The organism is Sphingomonas vulcanisoli, from assembly GCF_011761305.1.
GTDB classification, from domain to species: Bacteria; Pseudomonadota; Alphaproteobacteria; order Sphingomonadales; family Sphingomonadaceae; genus Sphingomonas_I; species Sphingomonas_I vulcanisoli.
Genome location: NZ_JAAOZC010000001.1, coordinates 553,275 through 579,119, shown reverse-complemented (window position 1 = coordinate 579,119; position 25,845 = coordinate 553,275). Strand labels below are relative to the sequence as shown.

At 65.5% G+C, this 25,845-nt stretch carries 23 protein-coding genes and 1 tRNA gene; 9 read left to right on the top strand and 15 right to left on the bottom strand.

The features are described from left to right. Nucleotides 1-42: 42 nt before the first annotated feature. On the top strand, nt 43-1,332 hold the full coding sequence (locus FHS31_RS02675; RefSeq protein WP_167071736.1) for a sugar MFS transporter: 1,290 nt from the start codon (nt 43-45) through the stop codon (nt 1,330-1,332). Nucleotides 1,333-1,357: 25 nt separating this feature from the next. On the opposite strand, the gene FHS31_RS02670 is transcribed toward FHS31_RS02675, so the two are convergent. Continuing rightward, complete coding sequence (locus tag FHS31_RS02670; RefSeq protein WP_167071734.1) at nt 1,358-1,708, bottom strand: hypothetical protein; 351 nt, start codon at nt 1,706-1,708, stop codon at nt 1,358-1,360. 141 nt (nt 1,709-1,849) lie between these two features. Here FHS31_RS02670 and FHS31_RS02665 point away from each other — a divergent pair, with 141 nt between their 5' ends. Both FHS31_RS02665 and FHS31_RS02660 read left to right on the top strand, forming a co-directional pair. Further along, entirely contained in the window at nt 1,850-4,141 is a 2,292-nt protein-coding gene (locus FHS31_RS02665) for a UvrD-helicase domain-containing protein (RefSeq protein WP_167071732.1), read from the top strand. Between the two features lie 156 nt (nt 4,142-4,297). After that, the gene (locus tag FHS31_RS02660; protein WP_167071730.1) at nt 4,298-5,122 is read left to right on the top strand and encodes a Type 1 glutamine amidotransferase-like domain-containing protein; all 825 of its coding nucleotides are present in this window, start codon (nt 4,298-4,300) and stop codon (nt 5,120-5,122) included. Nucleotides 5,123-5,223: 101 nt separating this feature from the next. On the opposite strand, the gene FHS31_RS02655 is transcribed toward FHS31_RS02660, so the two are convergent. From FHS31_RS02655 to FHS31_RS02635, 5 genes are all read right to left on the bottom strand, one after another. After that, on the bottom strand, nt 5,224-6,447 hold the full coding sequence (locus FHS31_RS02655) for a threonine synthase (protein ID WP_167071728.1): 1,224 nt from the start codon (nt 6,445-6,447) through the stop codon (nt 5,224-5,226). 131 nt (nt 6,448-6,578) lie between these two features. Further along, the gene (locus FHS31_RS02650; protein ID WP_167071727.1) at nt 6,579-6,995 is read right to left on the bottom strand and encodes a DUF2497 domain-containing protein; all 417 of its coding nucleotides are present in this window, start codon (nt 6,993-6,995) and stop codon (nt 6,579-6,581) included. Beyond that, nucleotides 6,992-8,542, bottom strand: a complete 1,551-nt coding sequence (locus tag FHS31_RS02645; RefSeq protein ID WP_167071725.1) for a TolC family outer membrane protein — start codon at nt 8,540-8,542, stop codon at nt 6,992-6,994. Before FHS31_RS02645 ends, FHS31_RS02650 begins: the two co-directional genes overlap by 4 nt. Nucleotides 8,543-8,553: 11 nt before the next feature. After that, nucleotides 8,554-9,192, bottom strand: a complete 639-nt coding sequence (locus FHS31_RS02640) for a protein-L-isoaspartate O-methyltransferase (protein WP_167071723.1) — start codon at nt 9,190-9,192, stop codon at nt 8,554-8,556. Between the two features lie 106 nt (nt 9,193-9,298). Then, complete coding sequence (locus tag FHS31_RS02635) at nt 9,299-9,532, bottom strand: hypothetical protein (RefSeq protein ID WP_167071721.1); 234 nt, start codon at nt 9,530-9,532, stop codon at nt 9,299-9,301. A 107-nt stretch (nt 9,533-9,639) separates the two neighbouring features. Between FHS31_RS02635 and FHS31_RS02630 the strand changes: the two genes are divergently transcribed. Both FHS31_RS02630 and FHS31_RS02625 read left to right on the top strand, forming a co-directional pair. Further along, a tRNA-Cys gene (locus tag FHS31_RS02630) sits at nt 9,640-9,713 on the top strand. A 17-nt stretch (nt 9,714-9,730) separates the two neighbouring features. Then, the gene (locus FHS31_RS02625) at nt 9,731-9,898 is read left to right on the top strand and encodes an oxidoreductase-like domain-containing protein (RefSeq protein ID WP_167071719.1); all 168 of its coding nucleotides are present in this window, start codon (nt 9,731-9,733) and stop codon (nt 9,896-9,898) included. On the opposite strand, the gene FHS31_RS02620 is transcribed toward FHS31_RS02625, so the two are convergent. The 5 genes from FHS31_RS02620 to FHS31_RS02600 form a co-directional block, all read right to left on the bottom strand. After that, the gene (locus tag FHS31_RS02620; protein ID WP_167071717.1) at nt 9,883-10,185 is read right to left on the bottom strand and encodes a hypothetical protein; all 303 of its coding nucleotides are present in this window, start codon (nt 10,183-10,185) and stop codon (nt 9,883-9,885) included. The genes FHS31_RS02625 and FHS31_RS02620 overlap by 16 nt on opposite strands. An 11-nt stretch (nt 10,186-10,196) precedes the next feature. After that, nucleotides 10,197-11,618, bottom strand: coding sequence for an MBOAT family O-acyltransferase (locus FHS31_RS02615; protein ID WP_167071715.1), 1,422 nt, complete (start codon nt 11,616-11,618; stop codon nt 10,197-10,199). 155 nt (nt 11,619-11,773) lie between these two features. Beyond that, on the bottom strand, nt 11,774-13,159 hold the full coding sequence (locus FHS31_RS02610) for an SGNH/GDSL hydrolase family protein (protein ID WP_167071713.1): 1,386 nt from the start codon (nt 13,157-13,159) through the stop codon (nt 11,774-11,776). Then, nucleotides 13,156-14,148 carry an SGNH/GDSL hydrolase family protein gene (locus FHS31_RS02605; RefSeq protein WP_341786269.1) on the bottom strand — a complete coding sequence of 331 codons (993 nt, stop codon included), beginning with the start codon at nt 14,146-14,148 and terminating at the stop codon, nt 13,156-13,158. Before FHS31_RS02605 ends, FHS31_RS02610 begins: the two co-directional genes overlap by 4 nt. A gap of 190 nt (nt 14,149-14,338) precedes the next feature. Then, entirely contained in the window at nt 14,339-15,154 is an 816-nt protein-coding gene (locus FHS31_RS02600) for a ferredoxin--NADP reductase (RefSeq protein ID WP_167071711.1), read from the bottom strand. 286 nt (nt 15,155-15,440) lie between these two features. Between FHS31_RS02600 and FHS31_RS02595 the strand changes: the two genes are divergently transcribed. After that, nucleotides 15,441-18,080, top strand: a complete 2,640-nt coding sequence (locus FHS31_RS02595; protein ID WP_167071709.1) for a TonB-dependent receptor — start codon at nt 15,441-15,443, stop codon at nt 18,078-18,080. Nucleotides 18,081-18,201: 121 nt separating this feature from the next. Here the strand turns inward: FHS31_RS02595 and FHS31_RS02590 are convergent, their stop codons facing one another. Genes FHS31_RS02590 through lptF form a run of 3 tightly spaced genes read right to left on the bottom strand, consistent with a single transcriptional unit; the run spans nt 18,202 to nt 22,018 of the window. Then, nucleotides 18,202-19,719, bottom strand: a complete 1,518-nt coding sequence (locus FHS31_RS02590; protein ID WP_167071708.1) for an oligosaccharide flippase family protein — start codon at nt 19,717-19,719, stop codon at nt 18,202-18,204. Continuing rightward, on the bottom strand, nt 19,716-20,816 hold the full coding sequence (gene lptG, locus FHS31_RS02585; protein ID WP_167071706.1) for an LPS export ABC transporter permease LptG: 1,101 nt from the start codon (nt 20,814-20,816) through the stop codon (nt 19,716-19,718). Before lptG ends, FHS31_RS02590 begins: the two co-directional genes overlap by 4 nt. Continuing rightward, a complete protein-coding gene (gene lptF / locus FHS31_RS02580) occupies nt 20,813-22,018 on the bottom strand; it encodes an LPS export ABC transporter permease LptF (protein WP_167071704.1) in 1,206 nt (401 codons plus the stop codon). Before lptF ends, lptG begins: the two co-directional genes overlap by 4 nt. A 126-nt stretch (nt 22,019-22,144) precedes the next feature. Here lptF and FHS31_RS02575 point away from each other — a divergent pair, with 126 nt between their 5' ends. Genes FHS31_RS02575 through FHS31_RS02565 form a run of 3 tightly spaced genes read left to right on the top strand, consistent with a single transcriptional unit; the run spans nt 22,145 to nt 24,581 of the window. Continuing rightward, on the top strand, nt 22,145-22,669 hold the full coding sequence (locus tag FHS31_RS02575; RefSeq protein ID WP_243843208.1) for a DUF2141 domain-containing protein: 525 nt from the start codon (nt 22,145-22,147) through the stop codon (nt 22,667-22,669). Further along, nucleotides 22,666-23,640: a diacylglycerol/lipid kinase family protein gene (locus FHS31_RS02570; RefSeq protein ID WP_167071702.1), complete on the top strand. Its 975-nt coding sequence runs from the start codon at nt 22,666-22,668 to the stop codon at nt 23,638-23,640. The genes FHS31_RS02575 and FHS31_RS02570 overlap by 4 nt, the downstream gene beginning before the upstream one ends. 5 nt (nt 23,641-23,645) lie before the next feature. After that, nucleotides 23,646-24,581: a hypothetical protein gene (locus FHS31_RS02565; RefSeq protein WP_167071700.1), complete on the top strand. Its 936-nt coding sequence runs from the start codon at nt 23,646-23,648 to the stop codon at nt 24,579-24,581. A gap of 36 nt (nt 24,582-24,617) precedes the next feature. On the opposite strand, the gene FHS31_RS02560 is transcribed toward FHS31_RS02565, so the two are convergent. Continuing rightward, the gene (locus FHS31_RS02560; RefSeq protein ID WP_167071698.1) at nt 24,618-25,841 is read right to left on the bottom strand and encodes an NAD(P)/FAD-dependent oxidoreductase; all 1,224 of its coding nucleotides are present in this window, start codon (nt 25,839-25,841) and stop codon (nt 24,618-24,620) included. Nucleotides 25,842-25,845 lie beyond the last annotated feature (4 nt).

The window sequence follows — 25,845 nt, the reverse complement described above, 5'->3', positions numbered from 1 at the left end:
ATGGGCTTCGCGCAAGCATGCGGAAAGACGGAAAGGACGAGGATGGCTTTTGAAAGCGCGCCCGCAGTGGAGGAAACGGCGGGCGAAGGCCGCAATATCGCGGGGTTGCGGATCGCGGTGCTCGTGCTGTTCTTCCTGTTCGGCGGGATCACCAGCCTCAACGATGTGCTGATCCCCAAGCTCAAAGGGCTCTTTTCGCTCGATTACCGAGAGGCGATGCTGGTGCAATCAGCCTTCTTCGGCGCCTATTTCATCGTCAGTTTTCCGGCGGGTCTGCTGGTGCAGCGCATCGGCTATTTGCGCGCGGCCGTCGTCGGATTGGCGACGATGGCAGCGGGCTGTTTGCTGTTCGTGCCCGCTTCGGCCTCGGGCGCCTTTCCCACTTTCCTTGGCGCGCTGTTCGTGGTCGCGGCGGGCATCACCATCGTCCAGGTCGTCGCCAATCCCCTCATATCGGCGCTGGGCAAACCCGAGACCGCCTCCAGTCGCCTTACCTTCGCGCAGGCGTTCAATTCGCTGGGGACGACGATCATGCCCTGGATCGGCGCGAGCTTGATCCTGGGATCGATCAGCAAAGCGGCACCGCCTTCCGAGCCCGGCGCTCTGGCCATTTTCCGAGCGGCCGAAGCGCACATCATCGGCCACGCCTATGTCGGCATCGCCATCGTGCTGCTGATGGTGGCGGGCGCGATCTGGATCGGGCGCAATGCCTATGCCGGCGGTAGAGGGCCGGCGGCCAAACTCGGTGAGGCCATCGGTCTGCTTAAACGCCGGCGCTTCGCCTTTGGGTCGGTTTGCATCTTTCTCTACGTCGGCGCCGAGGTCTCGATCGGCAGTCTGCTCGCCAGTTATTTGATGCAGCCACGCACGATGGGTTTCGATCCCGAGACGGCGGGCAAATATATCTCTTATTATTGGGGCGGCGCGATGATCGGCCGTTTCGTAGGCGCGGCAGTGTTGCAGAAGGCGCGGCCGCCGGTGGTGCTGACCACAGTGGCCAGCGCCGCCATCATCCTGCTGCTGCTCTCCGCCAATCTCTCCGGCCCGATCGCAGGCTGGGCGCTGCTTTTGGTCGGCACGATGAATGCGATCCAATTCCCGACAATCTTCTCCCTTGCGAGCGAGCGGCTGGGCGAACGCGCCGCCGAAGGATCGGGGTTGATCTGCATGGCGATCGTCGGCGGCGCGATTGTGCCGCTGATCACGGGCGCGGCGGCGGATCGCGTTGGGCTCGGGACGGCACTAAGCGTGCCCGCGCTATGCTATGCGGTGATTGCCGCATTCGGCCTTTATGCGCGAAGGCCGGCGCCTCCATTGGAGACACCGGCCTGAGCTGAGCGGGGCTTTCGCCGACCGCTTACTTGTGGTGCATCTTCTTCGTCGCGCCCTTCTGGACGCACTTGTCAGTGACGGTGCGCGAACAGACCGGATAGTTGCTGGTGTCGGCAGGAGCGGGCGCCGCCATGGCCGATGCGTCGGGCGTCGAGGTGGTGGCCGGCGCCGGCATCGCGCTGGCATCAGGCGCCGGAGCGGCCGGTGCCGCCGGCGGCGTTGCCGTATCCGTAGCCGGGGGCGTCGTCTGGGGGGCCATGTCGGGCGTGGATGCAGGCGTATTGGTAGTGGCGGGCGCGCTCTGCATCGGCGTGGTCTGCCCAATGGCGGCAGTGCCGATAGCCAGCGATGCCAGCATCAGAAGTGTCTTTTTCATCTTGATCTCCTTCGTTGACCGAGCACACCGGAGCGGCTCCGCACCGCCCGAACGCAAAAGCGTTGCACTGGTTGCGTATCCGAAACGCCGCCGCCGCCGCAAAGGTTGCCCCGGACGCCGGCGTTCCCTACCTGTTCGGGTGTGAGCCCTGACTTATCGCCCTCTCTCGACGATCCGCCCTATTTGCGAGGATTAAATGCGCCGCAACGTGAGGCTGTGCTGACCACCGATGGCCCCGTATTGGTGCTTGCGGGCGCCGGCACGGGCAAAACGGCGGCGCTCACCGCAAGGCTGGCACACCTGATCGCAACGCGCCGCGCCTGGCCGAGCGAGTTGCTCGCCGTCACCTTCACCAACAAGGCGGCGCGCGAGATGCGCGAGCGCGTCGGGCGGATGATCGGCGATGCGGTGGAGGGGATGCCGTGGCTCGGCACTTTCCATTCGGTTGCGGCGCGCATGCTCCGCCGGCATGCCGAGCTGGTCGGGCTGCAGAGCAATTTCACCATTCTCGATACCGACGATCAGCTACGACTCCTCAAGCAATTGATCCAAGCTGCTGAGATTGATGAGAAACGCTGGACGGCACGCGCGTTGGCCGGGCTGATCGACCGCTGGAAAAATCGCGGCTGGACGCCTGCGGAAGTGGACGCGGGCGAGAGCGAGGCTTTCGCCAGCGGGCGCGGCCAGGAACTTTATGCCGCCTATCAGGCGCGCCTCAAGGCGGTGAACGCCTGCGATTTCGGCGACCTGTTGCTGCACATGCTGGTGATCCTGAAGACGCACTGCGACGTGCTCGCCGATTATCAGAAGCGCTTCCGCTACATCCTGGTCGACGAATATCAGGATACCAACGCCAGCCAGTATCTCTGGCTGCGGCTGCTCGCGCAGGAGCGCAAGAACATCTGCTGTGTCGGCGATGACGATCAGAGCATCTATTCGTGGCGTGGCGCCGAGGTGGCGAACATCCTCCGCTTCGAGCGCGATTTTCCCGGCGCCAAGACGATCCGGCTGGAGCAGAATTACCGATCCACCCCGCACATCCTCGCCGCCGCCTCCGGGGTAATCGCCAACAATGGCGGCCGTCTCGGCAAAACCTTGTGGACCGACAAGGATGCGGGCGAGAAGGTCAAGGTAATCGGCGTCTGGGATGGGCCCGAAGAGGCGCGCCGCGTCGGCGAGGAGATCGAGAGCTTTCAGCACAAGGGCGGGCGGATCGACAATGTCGCCATCCTCGTCCGCGCCCAGCATCAGACGCGCGAGTTCGAGGACCGCTTCATCGCGATCGGCATGCCCTATCGCATCGTCGGCGGCTTCCGTTTCTACGAGCGCGCCGAAATCCGCGACGCGCTCGCCTATCTCCGCGTCATCGCCCAGCCCGCCGACGATCTGGCGTTCGAGCGCATCGTCAACGTCCCCAAACGCGGTCTGGGCGACAAGGCAGTGGCCAAAATCCACCAGCTGGCGCGCGCCGAGGGCCTGCCCCTCACCGCCGCCGCCGCGCGGATGCTCGATACCGATGAGCTGACGTCGCAGGCGCGCCGGTCCTTGGGCAATCTGATCGGCGATATCGCGCGCTGGCGGGGCAAGCTCAGCGAACTGCCCCATGCCGAGCTGGCGCGGCTGATGCTCGACGAGAGCGGCTATACCGCCATGCTCCAGGCCGAGCGATCGACCGAAGCATCGGGCCGGCTCGAAAACCTTACCGAACTGGCGCGCGCGATGGAGGAATATGAGACGCTCGGCGCCTTCCTCGAACATGTCAGCCTGGTCATGGACAACGAAGCCAACGCCGATGAGGCCAAGGTGACGATCATGACGATCCATGCCGCCAAGGGGCTGGAGTTCGACACCGTATTCCTCGCGGGCTGGGAAGAAGGCCTGTTCCCTTCCCAGCGCGCGCTCGACGAGGGCGGCACCGCCAGCCTGGAGGAAGAGCGCCGCCTCGCCTATGTCGCGATCACGCGCGCCCGGCGTCAGGCGGTGATCTTCCACGCCGCCAATCGCCGCATCTACGGCCAGTGGACAAGCTCGATCCCCTCGCGCTTCGTCAACGAGCTCCCGCCCGAGCATACGGCCACCGAGACGACGATGACCGGCGGTGAATCGCTCTGGCGCGCGCAATGGAGCGAGCAAGGCGATCCCTTCGCCCATCTTGCCGCTGCCAACGCCACGCGCGCGGCGCAGCGCGGCCCCGGCTGGCAACGCGCTGCGGTCAAGCCGCTCGACATGTCGCCGCAGCGGTTGACCGAGGTGAAGAACAGCGCCGCCAGCTTCGCCGCCAAGCCGCGTGGCGACATCGCCCTCGGCCAGCGCGTCTTCCACACCAAGTTCGGCTATGGCGCGGTGGCGGAGATCGAGGGCAACAAGCTGGAAATCGATTTCGAGCAGGCGGGACGCAAGCGCGTGCTGGATAGTTTCGTGACGGTAGCCTAGCTCTCCGCTGTCATGCCGGACGTGTTTCGGCATCCACCCGTCCTCAAGTCTCGGACTTCGTAGCGGCGTGACTCCCGGAACAAGTCCGGAGTGACGGAGGACAATTGACACCCGCGCACAAAAGCGCACTCTCGTCAGATCGGTGGGGGACAGACAATGGCGGAAAAATCGGGAATTAGCCGGCGCGGGATGATCGGTGCGGGGCTGGGCGCGGCGGCGATGACGACCGTCGCGGCGAGCTCCGCCGCCGGGGGTGCGGCGACGCGACCGCGGGCCAAGCAGCCGACGATCTTCGCCACCGGCGGCGGCTGGTTTCCGCAAGCGTGGCAGCCCTCGTATTTCCCCGAATATGCGCTGGGACTGTCGCCGGTGAAATCGCCCAAGATCTGCTGGCTTGGGGCGGCATCGGGTGAAAACAGCAATAGTTTCGAGAGCTTCGTGCAGGGCTGGCAGGCGCACGATTGTTCGACCTACCATTTCAATATCTACCAGCCCGCGACGCTCGATTTCCTCGATTATCTGATGAGCATGGACATCATCATGGTCGGCGGTGGATCGACCAAGAACCTGATGGCGCTGTGGCGCGAGTGGGAGTTCGACAAGGCGCTGCACCAGGCCTGGCAGAACGGCGTGGTGATGACAGGAGGCAGCGCAGGGCTGATCTGCTGGTTCCAATCGGGACTGACCGACAGCTATCCCAAGGTGTTGGGCGCGGTGAAAGGCACCGGCTTCCTGCCGGGATCAGCCAACCCGCACTACGAAATCCGCCCCGATCGCAAGACGCGCTACCGCGAACTGATCGCGAGCGGCGGGATCGATAGCCCGGGCATCGCGCTCGATCAGGATGTCGGCGTGCTCTATCATGGCACGGAGCTGGTGGAGATCGTTTCGGGAAAGAAGACCTCCGGCGCCTATCGGCTGGTGCGGACGCCGACAGGGTATAGCGAGACGCCGCTGCCGGTGCGGTTTTTGGGGGCATAACTCCGACAAAACCGGTCTTGCTGAGCCTGTCGAAGCACTGCTTTTCTTTTTACCCAGTCGAGAAGAAGAGCAGCCCTTCGACAGGCTCAGGGCAAACGGAATTAGAGAGAGGCCAGATCAATCTCTGCATTGCGATCCAGCATCTCACCCGCTGCGGGCATCGGATATTTGAGCCCCGTCGCGCAGTTGAACAATATGACGCGCTCCTCGGCATCGACGAGCCCCTCCCCCAGCGCCTTGCGATAGGCCGCCAGCGTCGCCCCGCCCTCAGGGCATATCAGCACACCATCCCGTTTCGCGCAGGCATCCACCGCCGCGAGGATCGCGTCATCGTCGACCGCAAGCGCCGTGCCCCCGCTTTCGCGCACCGCGCGCAGGATCAGGAAGTCACCGACCGCCCGCGGCACGCGGATCCCCGCCGCCACCGTCGCCGCATTCTCCCACCGCTCGGCATGGTCTACTCCCTTCTCGAACGCGCGAACGATCGGCGCGCAACCAGTTGCCTGCACGGCAAACATCCGCGGCCGCTTGGCGCCGATCCAGCCGAGCTTTTCCAGTTCGTCGAACGCCTTCCACATGCCGATCAGGCCGGTGCCGCCGCCAGTGGGATAGAAGATCGCGTCGGGCAGCTCCCAGCCCATCTGCGCGGCGAGCTCCAGTCCCATCGTCTTCTTGCCCTCTATTCGGTAGGGCTCCTTCAGCGTCGAAAAATCGAACCAGCGGCCTTCGGCGGCGCCCTTGCCGACGATCGCGCCGCAATCGTCGATCTGGCCGTTGACGCGATAGACTCGCGCGCCCTGCAACGCCATTTCCCGGATATTGATCTCAGGCGTCTCCTGCGGCGCGAGGATGATCGTCTCGATCCCGCAGCGGCTGGCATAAGCGGCGAGCGCCGCGCCGGCGTTGCCGTTGGTGGGCATGGCGATCCGGGTGACACCAAGCTCGCGCGCCATCGCCACCGCCATGACGAGCCCGCGCGCCTTGAACGATCCAGTGGGCAGACGGCCTTCGTCTTTGACGAGCACATTAGCGCCGCCGGACGCCGGGATCGGCACCAGCGGCGTCTCGATCTCGCCCAGCGAGACGATGCTGGCGCTCTTGCGAACGGGCAGCAGCTCGCGCCAGCGCCAGAGATCGGTTTCGCGCGCGGCGATCGTATCGCGCGAGACGGCGGCTTTCACACCATCGAGATCGTAGCGGACGAGCAGAGGCCGGCCGACGCGCGAGAGATTGTGAAGCTGGTCCGCCTCATAGCGCTCGCCCGTCATCGAGCATTCGAGGTGCGTGACGAAGGTGGGGCGATCGGTGGTGAGATTGGTGTTCATGGGACGCGACCTAGCGGCAAACGCTCCAATCGTCATGCCGGACTTGTTCCGGCATCCACCTATCCTCCGGCTCCGGATTTGGTGGTGGGGTGGACCCCGGAACATGTCCGGGGTGACGGTCGGCTTAACGCCTAACGCGCACCCAGCCGGGCGATTTCGCGGGCGACGACGCGCTCCACCAGCTCGGGCAGGTTTGCATCGAGCCATTGCTTGAGCATCGGGCGCAGCATCTCGCGCACCAGCCCGTCGAGCGTATCCGCAGGCGCATCGGGATCGAGCTTTAGGCTTGAGAGCGCGGACAAAGCCTTGCGGCTCGCTGCCGCCGCCTCCCCGGACATCAGAGGCGAAGCGGGCGGCGGAGAAACGGCGACGGGCGGTGGCGGAAAATAGGTCGGGGCTGGCTCCGCAGGTGCCTCGCCCAGCTCCAGAACATCCTCCTCCGCCTCACTCTCCGCAATCGCCGGAGCCGCAATCGGCTTATCCTCAGCGATGATCTTGCGGATCGAGGCCAGTATCTCTTCCATCGGCGGGATTGGCTGGTCGCTCATTTGTCCCGAGGTTTATCACGGTTCGAAGGGCTTGGCACCAGCGATCCGGGCAGTTGCGGGCCCGGCGTATCATTGCCGAGCAAGGGATCAGGCGGCAGCGGCTGCGTGTCCTCGTCCCGCGGGGTCGGGCCAGTCGTGCGAGTCGACACGGATTGATATCTGGGGTTGTCGCTCCAGTCGCCGAAGCGGTTGCGGACGCGCTTATAGTTGGCGACCGGATCGTAGAGCGCGCCGCCCTCCAGATTGAGATTGCTCGCCTCCGCCACGCCCATCGCGTTCAGGAGACTGAAGCCCGCGACGTATTGATCATGCTCGGCGGTGACGAGCTGGACCTGCGCGTTGAGATATTCCTGCTCGGCGTTCAGCACTTCGATCACGGTGCGCGATCCCGCGCTATTTTCCGCGCGCGTGCCCTCCAGCGCGAGCTTGTTGGCCGATGCCGCCTGCTCATAGGCGCCGATCGCCTGCCCGGCGGCGATGAAGATGGCGTAGGCGGCGCGAGCGTTGGCGATCACCTGGCGTTCAATATCGATACCCTGCTCGACCACCGCATTCTGGTTGGCCTGCGCCTGCCGCACCTTCGCCGAGACACCGCCGCCCTGATACAGCGGCACGGTCAGAGACAGGCCCGCCGAGGATTGCTGCACGGTTTGGCTGAACAGGTAATTTTGGCTGCTCGGTAGTCCCGACGCCTGTGCGCGCGTCCCGAGGTAATCGCTATAGCTCGGCCCACCGACCGCCGAGAGCGTCGGCATCCGCAGCGCGCGCGCTGAATTGATATCGTAGTCGGCGGCCTTGGTGTTGGCCGCCACCGACGCGAGCGACGGACTGTTGCCGAGCGCGATTTCCACCGCCTCGTCCGGCGTCGCGGGCAGCTTGGGCAGTTCGGGCGGCGGCTGGAGATTGGTCGGCCACACACCGATCACGCGGCGATAGGTCTCGCGGCTGCGCACCAGATTGCCCTGCGCGCTGGCGAGCTGGCTACGCGCAATGCTGAGACGTGCTTCGGATTGCGCGACATCGGTGCGGGTCAGATCGCCGACCTGGAAACGGTCGCGCGAGGCGCGGAGATTGGTTTCCAGCACGCGGACGTTGCCGGCGTTGAGCTCGACCACCGATTGATCGCGGATCACGTCCATATAAGCGGTGACCGCGTCGGTGAAGAAATTGCCCTCGGTGGTACGCAGATCGGCGCGGCCGGCGATGACGCGCGCCTCTGCGGCATTGATCGCATTTTTGACCCGCCCGCCCTGGAACAGCGGATAGGACAAATTGACGCCACCGGTCAGCGTGCGCGCGCCGTGTTGATAGCTGGTGATGCCGTCGGCGCTCTGAGTAAGGCCCAGCGTACCGGACACTTGCAGGCGGCTGTTCGCCTTGGCGATCGGCACGCCTTCGTCGACGCCGCGCAGCTGCGCACGCGCCTGGGCCAGCACCGGGCTGGTCGTATAGGCCTGCAGCAGCGCCTCGCGCAACGTATCGGCCTGCGCGGCGGGCGCGAGCAGCAGGGCAACGCCTCCGAATAAGGCGCACTTGGTCCAGGGCATCAGCATCCTGATCAGAATCGGAAGGTTGCTGGCGCCGCGAAGCCGGGGAGCGCGGGTGCGGCGGCTTCGATGATCCGCCGCCAGCCGATCACACCTGCCGCCTTGATGCCAATCGCCAAACGGCTGACACCGCGCTCGATCAACGGCGCCGCGATACGGCCGCCTTCGGCGAGCTGATCGACGATCGCCTGCGGCACAAGCTCGATCGCGCCATCGAATAGGATGAGGCTGTAAGGCGCCGAAGCTGGCCAACCGGCATCGAGCGCACCGCTCACGGCGGTTACGCCTGCGGGATGCGCTTCGGCACCCGGCCCGTCCGCCGTTTCGAGCGCGATCACGTCGCAGCCGAGCGCCGCCAGCACCGCCGCGGAATAACCAGGCCCTGCGCCGATCACGAGCACATGCTCGCCGATGCGCACCCGCGCCTCTGTCAACAGACGACCGAGCACCGCGGGTGCGGCCATCGCGCGGCCTTGCCCGAGCGGAGTCGCAACATCGGCATAAGCGAGCGCGCGCCGATCGCCGGGCACAAACCGCTCGCGCGGCACCGCCGCCATCGCGCCAAGCACACGCGGATCATCAACGCCCGTGGTGCGCAGCTGGCTGGCCACCATCGCCGCGCGCATCTGATCGAAATTCTGCTCGGTCACGCCCTGATCTCTCATTAGTGTTCTAGTGCTACAATACACCTGCGCCAGGTGCAACATCTATCGTGCGGCTGTCCCAGCGCCAAGTACGGATACGGCGGATATCTGCTCATCCGTAGATATCCGGGATCGACCCCGTGCCACAATCGGCGAACAAGGCCGATGGGGTGGTTCGAGCTAGTGGACCTGGAGCGTGACCTTTCCCGACAATGATGCCGTTTTGGCCGAGTGTGAGATTCTGCTTCGCCGTTCGCTCGATCTGATCGATGGGCACAGGATGAGCCGCCTGCTTTCGGCCCGGCTCGCCCATCTTCTCCATGATGTTGCGGCCGAGCGGCACCATATCGCCATCGCCGAGCACTCCCCGGCCGGATAAGATCGAAGGTCGTGATGAGCGGCCCGGTTGACGTCAGCGGCAAAGTCGCGCAATCGCCCGCCTCCCGCTTCCGAGGCCCGATGGCGGAGTGGTTACGCAGAGGACTGCAAATCCTTGCACGCCGGTTCGATTCCGGCTCGGGCCTCCAAATTTCATGCGGTCCGGATGACTGAGCCGCCCTTCCCGGTCCCGCCGCAAAAGCCCGAGCCTTATGAATGCTGCGAACGCGGCTGTTCCCCCTGCATCTTCGATTATTATTATGACGCGCTGGAGCGGTGGGAAGAACGGTTGCGCGAGCTTGGCGTTAATCCCGCGGACTATTTGGCGGGCTGACCGCCGAACCGCGCCGCCTCCGCCGCTTTCCAGCGCGCGTGCAGCCAGGCGCGGGCGAGGCCGATGCCGGCGCGATCGGTGAGATCGGCCCATTGTTCGGTGATTTCGGCGAAACGGGCCTGGTTTGGCCCCGGCGTCAGGCTTTCGGCCCAATCGCGCAGCGAGACCGCGTTGCAGGCGAGCAGGACCAGCGATGCAAGCGCGAGGACGCCGCTCGTCCAGCCGAGACCGGGCATCCAGATGGGTTCGGCAGGGAGATCGATCGGGGATGGCGTTTCGCGGGGCATCGTCCTCTTCCCTAAAATTGATAGTAGATGAAGGGTGCAACCCCTTCGAAACGCATCGCATCGACGATCAGGATCGTCAGCCCGAGCATCAACCCCAGCGCCCACCATGGCAATAAACGCAGCCGAAGCGCCAGCCGCTGGCCGAGATCATGCGGGGCGGCGTGGATGGCAACACCGAACACAATCAGCACCACCGTAAGCGGGGTGACCTGTAGCGGCAGCCCCGGCCCCGCGCCGCCCGCGAACAGACCACCAAGATAAGCGGTCGCCTGCGCGAAGCTTTCGGCCCGGAAGAAGATCCAGCCGAGCACGACGATGTGGAAGGTGATCACCAGCCCCAGCCAGGCCGGCAGGCGCGGCCAGCCTTCGGGCCGGCAGCGATCCCAGATACGCTCGATCGCCAGCACCCCGCCGTGCAGCCCACCCCAGATCACGAAGGTCCATTTGGCGCCATGCCACAGGCCGCCGAGCAGCATGGTGGTCATCAGATTGGCGCACTGGCGCGCGAACCCCTTCCGATTGCCGCCGAGCGCATCGATGTAGAGATAATCGCGCAGCCAGCTCGAAAGGCTGATGTGCCAGCGCCGCCAGAAATCCTGCAGGCTTGTGGCGCGATAGGGCTGGTTGAAATTGAGCGGGAAGCGGTAGCCGAGCAGCGCCGCAAGCCCGATCGCCATATCCGAATAGGCCGAGAAATCGCAGTAGATCTGCACCGCATAGCCATAAGCTGCGGCGATCAGATCGATGCGGCTATGGCCCGCCGGATCGAAGAAGACCGGATCGACCAGGCCCGTCGAAAGCTCGGATGCGATCACTGCTTTCTTGAACAGGCCCCAGACGATCAGCACCAGTCCCATCGTCGCGGCGTCGCGGGTCAGCACCGGGCGCTGGCGGAACTGGGGCAGCAGATCCGATCCGCGCACGATCGGCCCGGCGACGAGGTGGGGGAAGAAGGACATCAGCAGCGTCACGTCGAGCAGATCGGCGGCGGCGATCCGCTTTTTGGCGACGTCAACGAGATAGGACATCGCCTGGAAGGTGAAGAAGGACACGCCGACCGGCAGCACGATCTGCATCAGCGGCAAATCGCGTGCGATCCCGGCCTGGGCGAGCAGCACGCCCAGCTGCTCCAGGAAGAAATCATAATATTTGAAGACGCCGAGGATACAGAGATTGGCGATCACGCCGATCGTCAACAGCGCCTTGCGGCGGCCCTCCTCTTCTTCCGGCGTATGGGCGATGAGCTGCGCCGCACCCCAATTGAGGATCGCGGAGCCGATCAGCAGGGCCACGAACCGCCAATCCCACGCGCCATAAAAGACCCAGCTCGCCAGCAGCAGCAGGATCTTGCGCCATTCATTGTCGCGGACCGACCAGATCAGCGCGAACGTGGCGAGGAAGAACAGCCCGAAGGTGAGGGTTGGGAAGAGCATTATCTAAAGCCCCTCCCCACCGCTTAGCCCACTCCCGCCAGCGGGAAAGGGTTGGATGAGGGCCTTCTTCTTTTTGACGACGGAATGCTCGGCTTCGCCTCGCCCCTCACCCCAACCCTCTCCCGCTTGCGGGAGAGGGAGCAAGGGTTCCCCCCTCACTTCGCTGCCGCGGCGTCGAGGTCCGCTTGCAGGCGTTGCGCGATCTCGCGGCCGCCCGCGCTGGTGTAATGGACGTAATCGCCGCGCATCAGCGGCGGCGCGGCGCGGACCCAGCGCAGCGCGGTGCAGCGCCCGCCCATCCGATATTGCCAATCCCAAAAGCCCGTGTGGAGCGAAGTCGCCACGCGCGCCTGCACCTCGCGCACCGCATCCAGCGCCGGCGGCGGAAACAGCGCTAGCTTGCCCGGCGGCGGCGCGTTGGAGGGCATCGGTGCATAGCTGGTCGCCGAGGAAGGCCCGGTGGTGGCAGGCCCTGCGTTGCTGGCCTCGCCTGTCGCCGTCACGCCCAGGAACTGTCCGATCTTGGCCATCGTCGCCGCGAAACCCGTGCCCTCGGTCGCGACCGGCGCGGGTGGTGGGGTCAGCGGCGGGAGATTGTCCGAACAGGCCGAGGCATCGCCCGCGCCATTGGCCTTGAGATCGGGACGCCGGCTCAGCGCATCGGGCGCACCCAACAGCAGGATCGGCACATTCCCCGCCAGCCGCCGCATGCGCGCGATCTGGCTGCGGAGCAGGATTTCATAATCGAACCCGGCGAAACGGGGCGAAAAGCCTTCGTTCGTACCGAAGGCAATGACGATCAGATCGGGCTGATAGGCGCGCAGTTCCTCGGCCAGCACCATATCGTCGGTGCGCGAGAAATGGATCAATTGCGATCCGACGACGCCGAGATTGGACAGCGCGACGCCGCCATTATCGAGGAAGGTGGCCCAAGACGTGATCGTCACCGGGCCATCTTCGGTGGCGAGATCGACATGCTGTGCCGGTGCACCGAGCTTGACCGTTTCGCACTCTGGCCGATCGGTGGGCGAATTGAGCGCCACCCGCTCGATCTTCTCGCCCGCGCGGATCACGATGCTGCCCGCGCCCGGGCGCGACAGAGCGCAGACGACGACGCGATCGAACCGCTCCTGCGGCTCGGCATCCAGCGCCATCGTCGCGCCCGGCGCATAAGCGGTGAGGCTGTAGGCGGAGAGACCAAGCGGCTTGGGATCGGCCGAGGCACGCCCGAAATCGGCGGCGACGTCCCAGCCGGAAGATGCCGTCACCGTCACGCCATGGGTGATATAGCCGTCGTAAGGCCGCCCCGGAGGCAGCACGCCCCTGCCCCCGCTGCCGTACCGCGTCTGGAGCAGATCGCGCCACGCGCCGCTGATCGCATCGCCCGCGGTGTGGCTGTCCCCGATCTGGAGGATGTGGACCGGCCGCCCGTCCCGCCCCCGCGCCGCGGCGAGCTTGGCGAGATAGGGGCGCAGCGCGGTGGCGTTGCACAGGCCTTGCGGGCAGGCCGCGGCCATCGCCAGAGCGGCAAGCACGATCATTGGCTGTTGTCCGGATCCGGGGCCGCAGTGCTGTTATCGAACGCAGCAGGAGATGGCGCGGGCTGTACTTTCGCCTCACTGACACTGGAGCGGATCCGCGCGGCCAGCCCGCGCGAGATGTGGAGATAGCCGTTCATCGACATGTGGATGCCGTCATTGGCGCGGAGCAGCTTCTGGCTGCCGTCGGCGTCCTGATAATAAGCCTCATAGCCGCCGGAACCGGCGGTGGTCAGCGGGCGGACGTCGACGAAAGGCACCCCCAGCCGATCCATCAGCGCTTTGTAAAAGCTGTTCATCGCGCGCGCGTCGCTGTCGAAGCCGGTATCGCGCATCACCGGCAGGCCGACCCAATAGATCGCCGCGCCATGCCGCCGCAGCATCGCCACATAGCTTTCGACGCGCGCCGAAATAACCTTCTGCCAGTACGCGCTCATCAAGGCGCCGCAATGCCCGCCGTCGCACACGCCCTGCGCATCGTTGGCCCCGAACGAGATCACCGCGATGTCGATCGGCGCATCGGCGATCTGGGCGCTGTCATGCTCTTCGAGATTGAGGCTGCGGTAGCGGGTGAAGCCGGTCGAGGCCTGGCTGAACTTGGTGACCTGAAACCCCGCCGAGGCCGGCAGCAGCCGGTAAAGTGCCGACCAGACGCCATCGCCGAAGCTGTCCCCGAACACGCCGACGCGGATCGCCCGTCCGTTCTTGACGCCCTCGACCAGCGCCGGCCTGGGCTGTTCGTCGATGATCGGCGCTTCGGTCTTGGGCTGGGTAGCGAGCGCCTCGGGCTTGGCGTCGGCGGCGGCAGGTGCGGTCGGCGGTGGCGGGGCTACCGCGGGGCCGGCAGCCTGGATCGGCGCGGCTTCGGGGGCGAGCACCACCGCCTGCTTCTGCTCGTTCCCCGTGCCGAACGCATAGCCGATCGCCACCCCGGCAGCGATGCCGAGGAACAGGATGGCGGTTCGATCGAGGAGAAAACGCAGGGATACCACGGATGATAGCGTTGCCCGTCGCCCCGGGGCTTTTCAAGCGGCGCTGCGACGAAAGCTGTGGATGGGAGGCAAATAGCCCCTCCCCTTCAGGGGAGGGGTTGGGGTGGGGACTGCCGCCAGATAGTCATCCTGACGCTTATTAGAAGACTCCCCCACCCCACCCCCTCCCCTGAAGGGGAGGGGCTTTAACTCACCCCACGAACGCTCGCTCGATCACATATTCGCCGGGCTTGGCGTTCGATCCTTCGGTGAAGCCGCGCGCTTCCAGCATCTCGGCGGTTTCCTTGATCATCGCCATGCTGCCGCAGAGCATCACCCGATCATGATCGGGATCGAAATGCGGCGGCGTGGCGCTGCCGCCTTCGAACAATTTGCCGCTTTCGATCAGCCCTTCGATCCGCACCGTGGTGTGGAAATCCTCGCGCGTCACGGTCGGCACATAGGTGAGCTTGGCAGCAGCCTCCTCGGCCACCAATGGATCGTCGGCGAGCAGGCTTTCGAGCACCTCGCGATAGGCGAGATCGCTGACCCGGCGCACCGAATGCACGACGATCACTTCTTCGAACAGGCTGTAGATATCGGGATCGCGGATCAGGCTCATCCAGGGCGCCAGACCCGTGCCCGTGCCGAGCAGGAACAAGCGGCGGCCCGGCAGCAGCGCATCGGCCACCAAGGTGCCGGTCGGCTTGCGGCCGAGATAGATTTCGTCGCCGACCTTGATCTGCTGCAGCTTGGAAGTCAGCGGGCCATCGGGCACCTTGATCGACAGGAATTCCAATTCCTCGTCCCAGGCGGGAGACGCGACAGAGTAAGCGCGGAGCAACGGCTTGCCGTTGTCGCCCATCAGCCCAATCATCACGAACTCGCCCGAGCGGAAACGGAAGCTCGCCGGTCGCGCGATGCGGAAGCTGAACAGATGCTCGTTCCAGTGCGTCACGCTCAGCACTTTTTCCACCGACAGGCTGGCGGTCGGCTCGAGCGGAGCGATGGTGGCGTGCGCGGACATGCAGGATTCTCGTTAGCGATACTCGGAAGCGCCCGGCTCTAGACAGGCATGTTGGCCATCGCAACCGACGCTGCCCTAGAATTGCTTGGCCGGCCCCAACATCCACCACCGTTGGAAAGGAAAGCGGACGTCAATAAACTGGATCCCAATCTGCAAAAACGATGTTCGCAATTTCGCAAATTCACATTTGCATGCGCGCCGGGGCGGTGGAAAGGAGCCGCCGCGCCGCCCGAACGCGGCGGCTCGGCCCCTCGCGCCGGGACGAATATAAGACAAGGGGATTTTCATGATCGGCGTTACCCTCGTGGGTCTGGCGGTTGCCGCCCTCGCGCCTGCTTCCACCGACAGCGATTCCCACGCGATTGTCGTCACCGCGACCAAGCGCGCCACGCCGATCGACCAGGTGCCGCTGGCGATCACCGCGAAAGATGCCGCCGACCTTCACGACAGTGGCGCCAGCGACATCCGCCAGCTCAGCCAGCTCGTCCCCTCGCTGCTTGTCTCCTCTTCCTCGAACGAGGCGGGCGGAGGCGGCGCGCGCATTCGCGGTATCGGCACCGTGGGGGACAATGCCGGGCTGGAAAGCTCGGTCGCGACCTATGTCGACGGCGTCTATCGCGCCCGCGCCGCGGTGGCGCTGACCGAGCTCGGCGCGGTCGATCAGATCGAGGTGCTGCGCGGGCCGCAGGGCACTTTGTTCGGACGCAATGCCTCGGCCGGGCTGATCAGCATCACCACGCCCGCGCCCCGTTTCACCACCGGCGGCTATGCCGATCTGACCCTCGGCAATTATGCGGCGAAGCGGATCGACGCCGGGCTCACGGGGCCGATCGCGCCGAACCTCGCCTTCCGGATCGACGGGGTGTATTCGAAGCGGCGCGGCTTCATGGAGGACGTCACCTCCGGCCGCCACATCAACAATCGCGATCGCTGGCTGGTGCGCGGCAAACTGCTTTGGAAGCCGGACGACACGCTTTCGGCGACCCTCATCGGCGATATCCAGCGCCGGAAGGAGGAATGCTGCGCGGGCGTCTATCTGCCGACGCAGGATCTCAAGAGCAGCACGCCGGGCGTGGCAGGCGGATCGATCATCGGCGCGCCGTCTTCCATCGCCGCGCTGATCCGCGCGCAGGGCGGGCAGGTGCTCGACGCCAATCCCTATGCCCGCAAGGTGGCGCTGAGCCCCGGCCAGAGCTTCCGTCAGGACGTGCACGACGGCGGCCTTTCGCTGGACGTGGAGAAGAGCTTCGGCGGCATCACGCTGAGCGCGATCACCGCCTGGCGCGGCAACCGCTTCATCAAGGGCCAGGACGCCGATTTCTCCAGCCTCGATCTGATCGAGCGGGCGAGCGACGGCAGCGGCTTCATCCGCTTCCGCAATTTCAGCCAGGAAGTGCGGCTGCGCGGCAAGGCGTTGCGCGATCGCTTGGATTGGCTGGTCGGCGGCTATGTCGGCGATGAGCATCTGACCTTACAGGACAACATGCGCTACGGCGCCGATTACGATCGCTTCGCCTCGGCGCGGATCGGTGCGCTCGGCGGCAACTTCGCCGCCTTCCCCACCTACGGCTTCGCCAACCTCAACGGCTTCGCCAATGCGTTCGGCGGCCCAACCGTGGCGGCGGCGGTGCAGAATGTGCCGATCACCGGCACCGGCGAACTCGATCGTTTCCGCCAGCACGATACCAATGTCGCGCTGTTCACGCACGATATCGTTCACCTGACCGATCGCCTTTCGTTGACTTTGGGTGCACGCTGGACGCGGGACCGCAAGAGCCTGAACGCCGATCTCGCCTCCTCCAGCAGCTGCGGCATCTATGTCGCCGACATCGCCCGGCTACGCGCGCTCGGCACCGCCGCCGCGACGACGCTGGCCAATAGCATCCTCGCGCCGCTGGCGGGCTATCCGTGCAACATCAACAGCGTCAGCGGCAATTTCCGCGACACGCATGTCGAGAACAATGGATCGGGCACCGCCGCGCTTTCGTATCGCGTGACGCAGGACGTCGAAACGTACGCGAGCTGGTCGCGTGGCTATAAGGCGGGCGGCTTCAATCTCGATCGTGCCGCCCTATTCAATAGCGGTGCGCTCACCCAGCTTCCGACCGATTCGCTGCACTTCAAGCCCGAGACAGTCGATGCTTTCGAGCTCGGCGCCAAGCTCCACCGCCGCGCCTTCGATCTCGATATCGCCCTGTTCCACCAGGTCTTTCGCAACTTCCAGCTCAACAGCTACACGGGCACCAACTTCATCGTCTCGAACGTCGAGGGCTGCACCACCGGGCTCGGCGCGACCGATAGCGATAACATCGGCAACAACAGCGCCTGTTCCTCGCTCAAGAGCGGCGTCGTCTCGAAGGGCGTCGAGCTGGAGGCTGCGCTGCGTCCCGTCGGCGACGTGACCCTCACCGCGGGCTTCACCTATGCCGATACGCGCTACCGGGGCGATATCGTCGGATCGCCCGATGCGCTGACCGGCAACAACTCGCTCTCCGTCGTGCTCTTCCGCTTGCCCGGCTCGCATCTCTCTAACGCGCCAGCTTATACCGCCACCGGATCGGTACGCTGGAACCCCGCAGTCAGCGACGATCTGCGCGCCCTGTTCTACGCCGACGTCCGTTGGCAGAGCCGCTTCAACACCGGCTCCGATCTCCTCGTTGAAAAGGAACAGGCGGCCTTCGCGACGGTGAACGCGCGGATCGGGCTGGAAGGGCGGCGCTGGTCGCTGGAATTCTGGGCGCAGAATCTGTTCAACACAAATTACCTGCAGGTCGGGTTCAGCGAGCCGTTGCAGGGCGGCGGATCGGGCGGCCTGCCCGGCACCGCGACTGCGGTGAGCCGGTTTGGCTCGAGTTCGACCCAACTATTCGGCGCCTTCCTCGGCGAGCCGCGAACCTGGGGCGGTACGCTCGGCTGGAAGTTCTAGGCTCAATTAACCGACCCGCTCGTGCTGAGCTTGTCGAAGCACCGTCCTTCTTCCGCGTAAGGAAGGACGGCCCTTCGACAAGCTCAGGGCAAGCGGGTGGGCTGGAGTCAGCCGAGCAAGTTCAAACGAAGCGCAACGTCCGCCCCAGCTTGCCCAGCGCCAATTTATCCTCGCGCGGCAGGCCGAGGCGGATCGTTGTCCAGAGCGCGGCGGCCCAGGCGATCAGCACCGCAACGCCCTGCACCCAATAGGGTGCGCCGCGCGTCAGGAAGCCGACCGCGATCAGCAGCGCGCTCGCCGCAATGGCCACGCCGAAGGTAATCGGGAACGGCCAGCGGAAGGCGTGGAGTCCCTCCTCCCGCGCCAGCTGACCGATCGAGAGCACCACCACGACCACCTGCCCCGTCGCCACACCCAGCGCGATGGCGATGCCGGGTGCGACACGGACGAACAGCAGCAGCACCCCCGCCGCCGCCATCACCGCGATCAGGCTGTTGAGCAAAGGCAGGAAGCGGCGGCCGATCACCTGCTGGATCGATGGCGCGGGGCCGACCGTCGCCTCGATCCCGCGCGCGATCGTCAGGATAGCGAGGATCGGCAACCCAGCCTCCGCACCCTTGCTGAACAGGCCGAGCAGCGCCGGCCCTGCGGCGATCAGCGCGGCGCAGGTCGGAACGGCGAGCAGCAGCGAGAGCCGGACCGAGAAATCGTAGAGCGCCTGGATCGTCGCCTTGTCGCCGCGCTTTTGCGCCGCGGCGATCGGGCCGAGCACGTAGCCGAAGGTCTGGCGGACGATCTGCGGGATGCTCGCCACCTTGCGCGCGATGGCATAGATCGCCGACGCCTTGGCCCCCGCCGCGCCCGGCGCGAGCAGGTTCGCCGCCACGGTTGCGACATCGCTGAACACGCGGCCGAGGATATTCGCGGGCAGCACCGACAGACCGGACAGCAGCATATCCCGCGTCATCGCCTTGCCAGCGCGGACGGCGATGATGTCGCGCAACGGTACGTAGCGATTGAGCAGGCGCAACGCGGCCGCGGCGGTGATGCTCAGCGAAACCAAGTGGGCGATCAGCAAGCCGAGCGTGTGGACACCTGCGGCCCACATCACCGCCGCCGCAATCAGGCGCGCGACCTGCTCCCACATCAGCCGCAGCCGCACCTCTGGCCCGAACGCATGGGAGGCGCGCACCGCCGAGGTCGAAACCTCGATCACCGCCCACAGAGGCAAAGCGAACACGAAGACGCGCACCGCCGTCACCAGCCGCCCCTGATCCTGCGCGGCGACATTGAGATGCGCGGCGATCGACGGTGCCGCAAGGAAGGCGATCGCCGCCACCGCTACGTTCGGCAGCAATCCCAGCAACAGCGCAGCGCGGACCGCCCGTGCCTTGTCCTCGATCGTCTCCTGCCGCGGCAGGATGCGCTGCAGGCCGCTGGTGACACCGAGATCGAAGATATTCTCGGCGATGTTCACCAGGCTCCACAGCACTTGGTAGAGGCCATACGTCGCCAGCCCGAACATCCAGGTGTAGGCTGGTTGGCTCACCACCTCGATGACATTGCCGAGCCTGGACAGGGCTACCGAAGACGCGCCCTTGGCCGCCTTGCGTCTCGCGGCGTCCGCCGCTTCACTCACTCCTCGGTGCGGACGAGCACCGCCTCGCCGATCAGCAGGAACAGCAGCATCGGTGCCCAGGCGGCGAGCAAGGGCGGGTAGGCGCCGATATTGCCCATCGCCAGCGCGAAATTATCGGCCACGAAATAGGTGAAGCCCAGTGCCATGCCGACGATGACGCGGATGAACAGCCGCCCTGATCGCGCCAGACCGAAGCCTGCAATCCCCGCCAGCAACGGCATCAGGATGATCGACAGGGGCCCGGAAATCTTGTGCCAGAGTTGCGTGCGGAGCGCGGTGGTCGGCCGCCCCGCCGCCTGGAGCTGCTCGATCGTATGCGCCAGCGCGCCGAACGAGAGATTGTCGCCGTTGACGTTGGCCAGCGTGAAGCGGCTGGGATCGAGCCCCTGCGCGATCAGCACGGCGTCGAGCTGCGTGGTGTTACCGGTCGCAACGTCGAAGCGTTTGACGTTGATCAGCTTCCAGCGATCGCCTGCGGGCACGCCGGTCGCGGCGTTGGCGATGGCGACCAGCCGATCCTTCTCGCGGTCATAATAAGCGACATTGTGCAGCACCGCCGCTCGGCCCTTGCCCGTCACCTCATCGACATGGATGAGATCGTCGCCGAAGCGCACCCAGATATTGCTGACCAGGCTCTTTTCGGCCGGAATCGGACCATATTGCACATCCTGCCAGGCGCTGAGCGCGGCGGTGGCGCGCGTGACGACATGATCGTTGAACCAGAAGTTCAGAACCGCGATGCCCAGGCTGGCGACGACCAAGGGGGCCAGGATCTGGTGCGCCGAAATTCCCGCCGCCTTCATCGAGATGATCTCGCTGTTCTGGTTCATCCGCACCAGCGTCACCAAAGTGCCGAGCAAGGCGGCGAAAGGCACGAAGCGCTGAATGATCTGCGGCAGCCGGAGCGAGACATAATGCCAGATCGCCGCCTGGCCGTTGCCGGGCTGCGCCAGAATGTCACCGCTCTCCCCGAGCAGATCGAGCGACATCAGGATCACCACCAACCCCGCCAGCACCGCGAAGGTGCGGCTGATGAAGGTACGCGCCATATACCAGCTGACGGTGCGCGAGGCGAAGAAGTTCAGGCTTGGCCTCATGCCGACGCCCCCAGATTGCGCTTCTTCATCCAGCGGCGGAAGACGCCGCCGATCTTGCTCGCCTGCCGTTCGAGCGCGCCGATCGGCTGGCCGCCGGGCTTGTGCGCCAGGGTGCGGTACATCCACCAGATCAAGGCGCCGAACAGCGCGAACGGCACCCACAAGGCGAAGAAGGGGCTGACCCCGCCGCGCCCGCCGAGCGCCTCCATATATTCGTTCACTTTATAATAGGCGACGATCATCACTACCGAGAGGAAGACCCCGACCGCTGAGGATGATCTTTTGGGCGGCACCGCCAGCGCGACGCCGAGCAGCGGCAGTAGCAGCATCATCGCCACTTCGGTCAGCCGGAAATGCATCTCCGCGCGGCTCTTGCGCCTAGTCTTCTTGTCCACCGTGTCGGTATGTCCGGAGACCGCCAGTTCGGGTATCGTCATCTCCGCATTCTTGTCGCCGCGCATGCGAAACGCTTCTTCCTTGGGAAGATCGATCGGCAGATCATGGTTGGCGAAGGTGAGGACGCGCGGCGCCGAAAAGCTCGGCTGATCATGGACCAGGCTGCCGTTGCGCAGCCGCAGGATGATCGTGTTGGGATCGTCGGTCGCCATGAAGCGGCCATGCTCGGCGGTGACGGCGAGTTTTCGCCCACCGTCCCGCTCGGCCATCACAAAAATACCCGAAAGCGCACGACCGCTATCCTCGCTGCGCTCGACCCTGAGCGTCATATCCTTGCCGAGATGGGTGAACTCCCCAACCTTGATCGAACTGCCCAGCGCGCCGGTGCGCAGCTCATAGCGCAGGCCTTCATAGGCGTAGCGGGAATAAGGGCTGAGGAAGCCGACGATCAGCAGGTTGAGCAGGGCGAGGCCGATCGCATAGAAATAGGGCACGCGCAGCAGGCGGCGATAGCTGAACCCCGTCGCCAGCAGCACGTCCAGCTCCGACGAGACCGCCAGCCGGCGGAAAGCGAGCAGGATGCCCAGCATCAGCCCGATCGGGATGCCGAGGCTGAGATATTCCGGGATCAGGTTCGCCAGCATCCGCCACACAACGCTGACCGGCCCGCCCTCCTGCGCGACGAAATCGAACAGATTGAGCATCTTCTCGAGCAACAGCAGCATCGCCGCGATCACCATCGACGCAGCAAGCGGCACGGCAATCAAGCGGGCGAGGTAACGGTCTACCAGTTTAGCGGAATTCAAATTGCCGACGCCCCATCACCATCATCTGGCCGCAATCCCCCCCGATTTGCGGAGGTACAAGGGGGCGGAATTTCCGCCGACCACGCGATTGCGGGCCGGGCTATAGCCCCCGAAGGCGCCGAGGTCATGTTGAAAACGTCCGTTGCTCTGTTCGTGTTGCTGGCGCCGCTTGCTTTCGCCGGCGCGGCCCAGGCCGCGATGGGGCCGCATGCCGGTGATTGCGCCGAGGGATCGGGCAAGAACGGCATGCTGGTGAAGATCGTCGGCCTCAAGAGCCACGAGGGCTTCGTCCGCGTCCAATCCTATGGCGGCGATCCCGCCGGGTGGTTCGAGAAGGGCGCCTATCTGGAGCGCGTCGACGTGCCGCCCGCCGCGCATACGATCGAAGTGTGCCTGCCTGTGCCCAAGCCGGGCCTCTATGCCGTCTCGGTTCGCCACTCACGCGGCGGCGCGTTTTCGATGAACGATGGCGCGGGCTTTTCGGGCAATCCGAACATGTCGCTGATGGACGCGATGTTCAAGCGCAAGCCGCCGGCGGGCGAGGTTCAGGTGAAGGTCAGCGGCGTCGCGCATGTTTCGGTGACGATGAATTATGTCGAAGGTGGCCAGCTGCGTCCGATCGCGTCTTCGGGCGTTACCGAAACGAAATGACCAGGGTCGCGCTTCTTTCCAATCCGCGGTCGACGGGCAATCGCGCCATCCTGCCGCGGATCCGCAGCTTCTGCGCCCAGCACAGCGAGATTTTCCATTATGAGGTGGAGGATGTCGATCAGATCGGCGCCGCACTGCGCACGATCGCGCGCGTCCGCCCGCAGGTACTGGTCATCAATGGCGGTGACGGCACCGTCCAGACCATCCTGACCCAGCTCTACCATGGCCGCAGCTTTGGCGAGACGCCGCCGCCCGTGGCGGTGCTGCCCAATGGCAAGACCAATCTGATCGCGCTCGATCTAGGGGCGGTCGGCGATCCGATCGTCGCGCTGGAGCGCGTGCTCGAACTCGCCCGCAATGGATTGACCGACCATATCGTCCAGCGTGAGCTGATCGCGCTGTCCAGTGGCGACGACAGCGTCGCGCCGGTGCTGGGCATGTTCCTGGGCGGCGCGGGGCTTGCTGATGCGATGCTCTATTGCCGCAACAAGGTCTATCCGCTCGGCCTCTCCAATGGGCTGAGCCATGTGCTGACCTTGTTCGCGCTGTTCCTCAGCCTCGTCTTCGGGATGCGCGCCGCATTCCTGCCGCCCAAGCCTTCGGCGGTGAAGGTATCGCTGATCCGCGAAGGCCAGATCCAGGGCGTCTTCTCGCTGCTGATCGTCACCACGCTCAAGAAGATGCTGATGGGCGCCAATGTGCTCGGCGGCACGGGCAATCTCGGCGCGCTGCAGCTGATGGTCGTCGATCAAAAGCCGATGTCGCTGGTTCGCGCCGCCTTGGCGATGGCGTCCGGGAAGCTTGGCAAGGGCAAGGTCGCGGGCATGCAGGTCGAGCGCGGTGACGAAATCCGGATCGAGGGCGAACGGTCCAGCGTGATCCTCGATGGTGAGATCTTTCAGGCGCGCAAAGGCCAGGCGATCGTGTTGCGCCAGACCAGCCCCCTCGCCTTCCTCCGTCTCGCTGCCTGATCGCCATGGCCGCGCCGACGGCCGATCTGTTGGCGCTGGTCGAAGCGGAACTGCAGCAGCCCGTGCTGGCGGAGGTTGCGGCGATGGCGGCGGCGATCGCCTCCCGCCACCGCACGGCGCGCGCGGTGCTCTTCTATGGCTCCTGTCTGCGCGAGCAGCAGCTCGATGGGCTGATGCTCGATTTCTACCTGATCGTCGGTGACTATTCCCAGGCTTTCGGGCCGCGCTGGCTGGCGGCGGCGAACCGCTTGCTGCCGCCCAACGTTTTCCCGTTCGAGCATGAGGGACTGGTCGCCAAATATGCCGTGCTGAGCGAGAAGGACTTCGCCCGGCTGGCCTCTAGAAAGACGCGCAACGTCTCGGTCTGGGCGCGGTTCGCGCAACCGTCGCGCCTGGTGTGGAGCGCCGACAAGCGCGCGATCGAGACCGCCGTGACCGGCGTGGCGCACGCGGCCCCTGCCTTGCTCTGTGCCGCCCGCGCCTCGCTGCCCGACGTGATCGCGCCGCTGGACATGTGGCGGCAGGCGTTCGCGCTGACCTATTCGGCGGAGCTGCGCGCCGAGCGCAAGGGGCGCGCCACATCGGTCGTCGATGCCGATCCGGACCGCTACCGCCGCTTCACTTTGCCCGCGCTCGCCTCGGCGGGGATCGCGGCGCATGTCAACGACGATCACCTGACCTTCGATCGCCCGCTTTCCGATTCCGAACGCAAGCAGGGCGTGCGGGATTGGCGGCGGCGGCGGCGCGAGGGCAAGGCGCTCACGCTGGCGCGGCTGGCCAAGGCGAGTGCGACTTATGCGGGCGGGATCGATTATCTGGCGTGGAAGATCAGCCGCCATTCGGGGCAGCCGGTGGCGATCAAGCCCTGGCAGCGGCGGTTCCCGATTTTGGGGGCGATGGCGTTGCTGCCACGGCTGATTGTGAAGGGGGCGGTGCGCTAGCTTTTGAGCCCTCTCCCGCGAAAGCGGGAGAGGGATTTAAGCCATCACTTCCTTCAAGGGCACCGAAGCATCGGCCAGCCGCGCCACATCCGGCCTCGCCCCATCCACCACGAGCGCCCTGCCCTGGACATAATCCTTGGTCGCGTTGACGCAATCGAGCGCGATGACCTTGCCCTGCTTGAGATAGACCACCGAGAAGCTCCGCGCCGCCGGATCGCCGCGCGTGATCGCCTGATCGTAGCCCACCGACAGCCCGACAGTCTGCAGCCGCAGATCATATTGGTTGGACCAGAACCAGGGCACGGCATGATAATCGACCGGCGCGCCCGTAATCACCTTGGCGACGACATTGGCCTGATCGTTGGCATTCTGCACCGATTCGACGCGCATCTCGGCGCCATCAGCAAAGTCATTCACATGCAGCGCGCAATCGCCGATCGCATAGATGTTGGGCAGGCTGGTGCGGCACTGGCGATCGACCTTGACGCCGTTGCCCCCCGCCGCGCCCACCGCGATCAGCGGCTCGACCGCGGGAATGATGCCGATACCGACGATCACCATCTCGCACGGGAGCACCTCACCATCGTGGAGGCGTACGCCGGTGACGCGGCCGGTCTCGTTGACGATCCGATCGACCTTCGCCTCCACCCGTACATCGACACCGTGCGCGCGATGCTCGGCTTCGTAAAAGCGGGATAGCGCCTCACCGGCAACACGGGCCAGGACGCGATCCTGCGCCTCCAGCACGGTGACATGCTTGCCGAACTTGGCGAGCACGGCGGCCGCCTCCAGCCCGATATAGCCGCCGCCGATCACCACCGCGCAGCTAACCTCCGGCAGTTCGGCCATCATGCGATCGGCGTCCGCGCGGGTGCGGACGGTGTGGAGGCCGAAGACGCTGTGATCCTCGCCCGGCAATTCGCGCGGCGGGCCGCCGGTCGCCCAGACGAGCGCGCCATAGCCGATCTCCTCGCCCTCGGCCGTGCGGACCAGCTTCGCCTCGGCATCGACCGCGACGACGCGCTTGCCGAGCAGGGTGGTGATCTTGCGCTCCACCCAGAAAGCGGCGGGGCGGATCATGATCCGCTCGAAGCTCTTGTCGCCGGCGAGATATTCCTTGCTCAGCGGCGGTCGTTCGTAGGGCAGCTCGGGCTCGTCGCCGATCATCGCGATCGTGCCTTCATATTTGGCTTGGCGCAGCGCGATCGCTGCCTGCGCGCCGCCATGGCCGGCCCCCACGATCAGGACGTCGAAATTCATATTT

Bases quoted from the DNA above. Each gene is read 5' to 3' on its own strand.
- FHS31_RS02675 (WP_167071736.1), top strand. From the start codon at position 43: ATGGCTTTTGAAAGCGCGCCCGCAGTGGAGGAAACGGCGGGCGAAGGC.
- FHS31_RS02670 (WP_167071734.1), bottom strand. From the start codon at position 1,708: ATGAAAAAGACACTTCTGATGCTGGCATCGCTGGCTATCGGCACTGCC.
- FHS31_RS02660 (WP_167071730.1), top strand. From the start codon at position 4,298: ATGGCGGAAAAATCGGGAATTAGCCGGCGCGGGATGATCGGTGCGGGG.
- FHS31_RS02655 (WP_167071728.1), bottom strand. From the start codon at position 6,447: ATGAACACCAATCTCACCACCGATCGCCCCACCTTCGTCACGCACCTC.
- FHS31_RS02650 (WP_167071727.1), bottom strand. From the start codon at position 6,995: ATGAGCGACCAGCCAATCCCGCCGATGGAAGAGATACTGGCCTCGATC.
- FHS31_RS02645 (WP_167071725.1), bottom strand. From the start codon at position 8,542: ATGCCCTGGACCAAGTGCGCCTTATTCGGAGGCGTTGCCCTGCTGCTC.
- FHS31_RS02635 (WP_167071721.1), bottom strand. From the start codon at position 9,532: ATGGTGCCGCTCGGCCGCAACATCATGGAGAAGATGGGCGAGCCGGGC.
- FHS31_RS02625 (WP_167071719.1), top strand. From the start codon at position 9,731: ATGACTGAGCCGCCCTTCCCGGTCCCGCCGCAAAAGCCCGAGCCTTAT.
- FHS31_RS02620 (WP_167071717.1), bottom strand. From the start codon at position 10,185: ATGCCCCGCGAAACGCCATCCCCGATCGATCTCCCTGCCGAACCCATC.
- FHS31_RS02615 (WP_167071715.1), bottom strand. From the start codon at position 11,618: ATGCTCTTCCCAACCCTCACCTTCGGGCTGTTCTTCCTCGCCACGTTC.
- FHS31_RS02610 (WP_167071713.1), bottom strand. From the start codon at position 13,159: ATGATCGTGCTTGCCGCTCTGGCGATGGCCGCGGCCTGCCCGCAAGGC.
- FHS31_RS02600 (WP_167071711.1), bottom strand. From the start codon at position 15,154: ATGTCCGCGCACGCCACCATCGCTCCGCTCGAGCCGACCGCCAGCCTG.
- FHS31_RS02595 (WP_167071709.1), top strand. From the start codon at position 15,441: ATGATCGGCGTTACCCTCGTGGGTCTGGCGGTTGCCGCCCTCGCGCCT.
- lptG (WP_167071706.1), bottom strand. From the start codon at position 20,816: ATGAGGCCAAGCCTGAACTTCTTCGCCTCGCGCACCGTCAGCTGGTAT.
- FHS31_RS02575 (WP_243843208.1), top strand. From the start codon at position 22,145: ATGTTGAAAACGTCCGTTGCTCTGTTCGTGTTGCTGGCGCCGCTTGCT.
- FHS31_RS02570 (WP_167071702.1), top strand. From the start codon at position 22,666: ATGACCAGGGTCGCGCTTCTTTCCAATCCGCGGTCGACGGGCAATCGC.
- FHS31_RS02565 (WP_167071700.1), top strand. From the start codon at position 23,646: ATGGCCGCGCCGACGGCCGATCTGTTGGCGCTGGTCGAAGCGGAACTG.
- FHS31_RS02560 (WP_167071698.1), bottom strand. From the start codon at position 25,841: ATGAATTTCGACGTCCTGATCGTGGGGGCCGGCCATGGCGGCGCGCAG.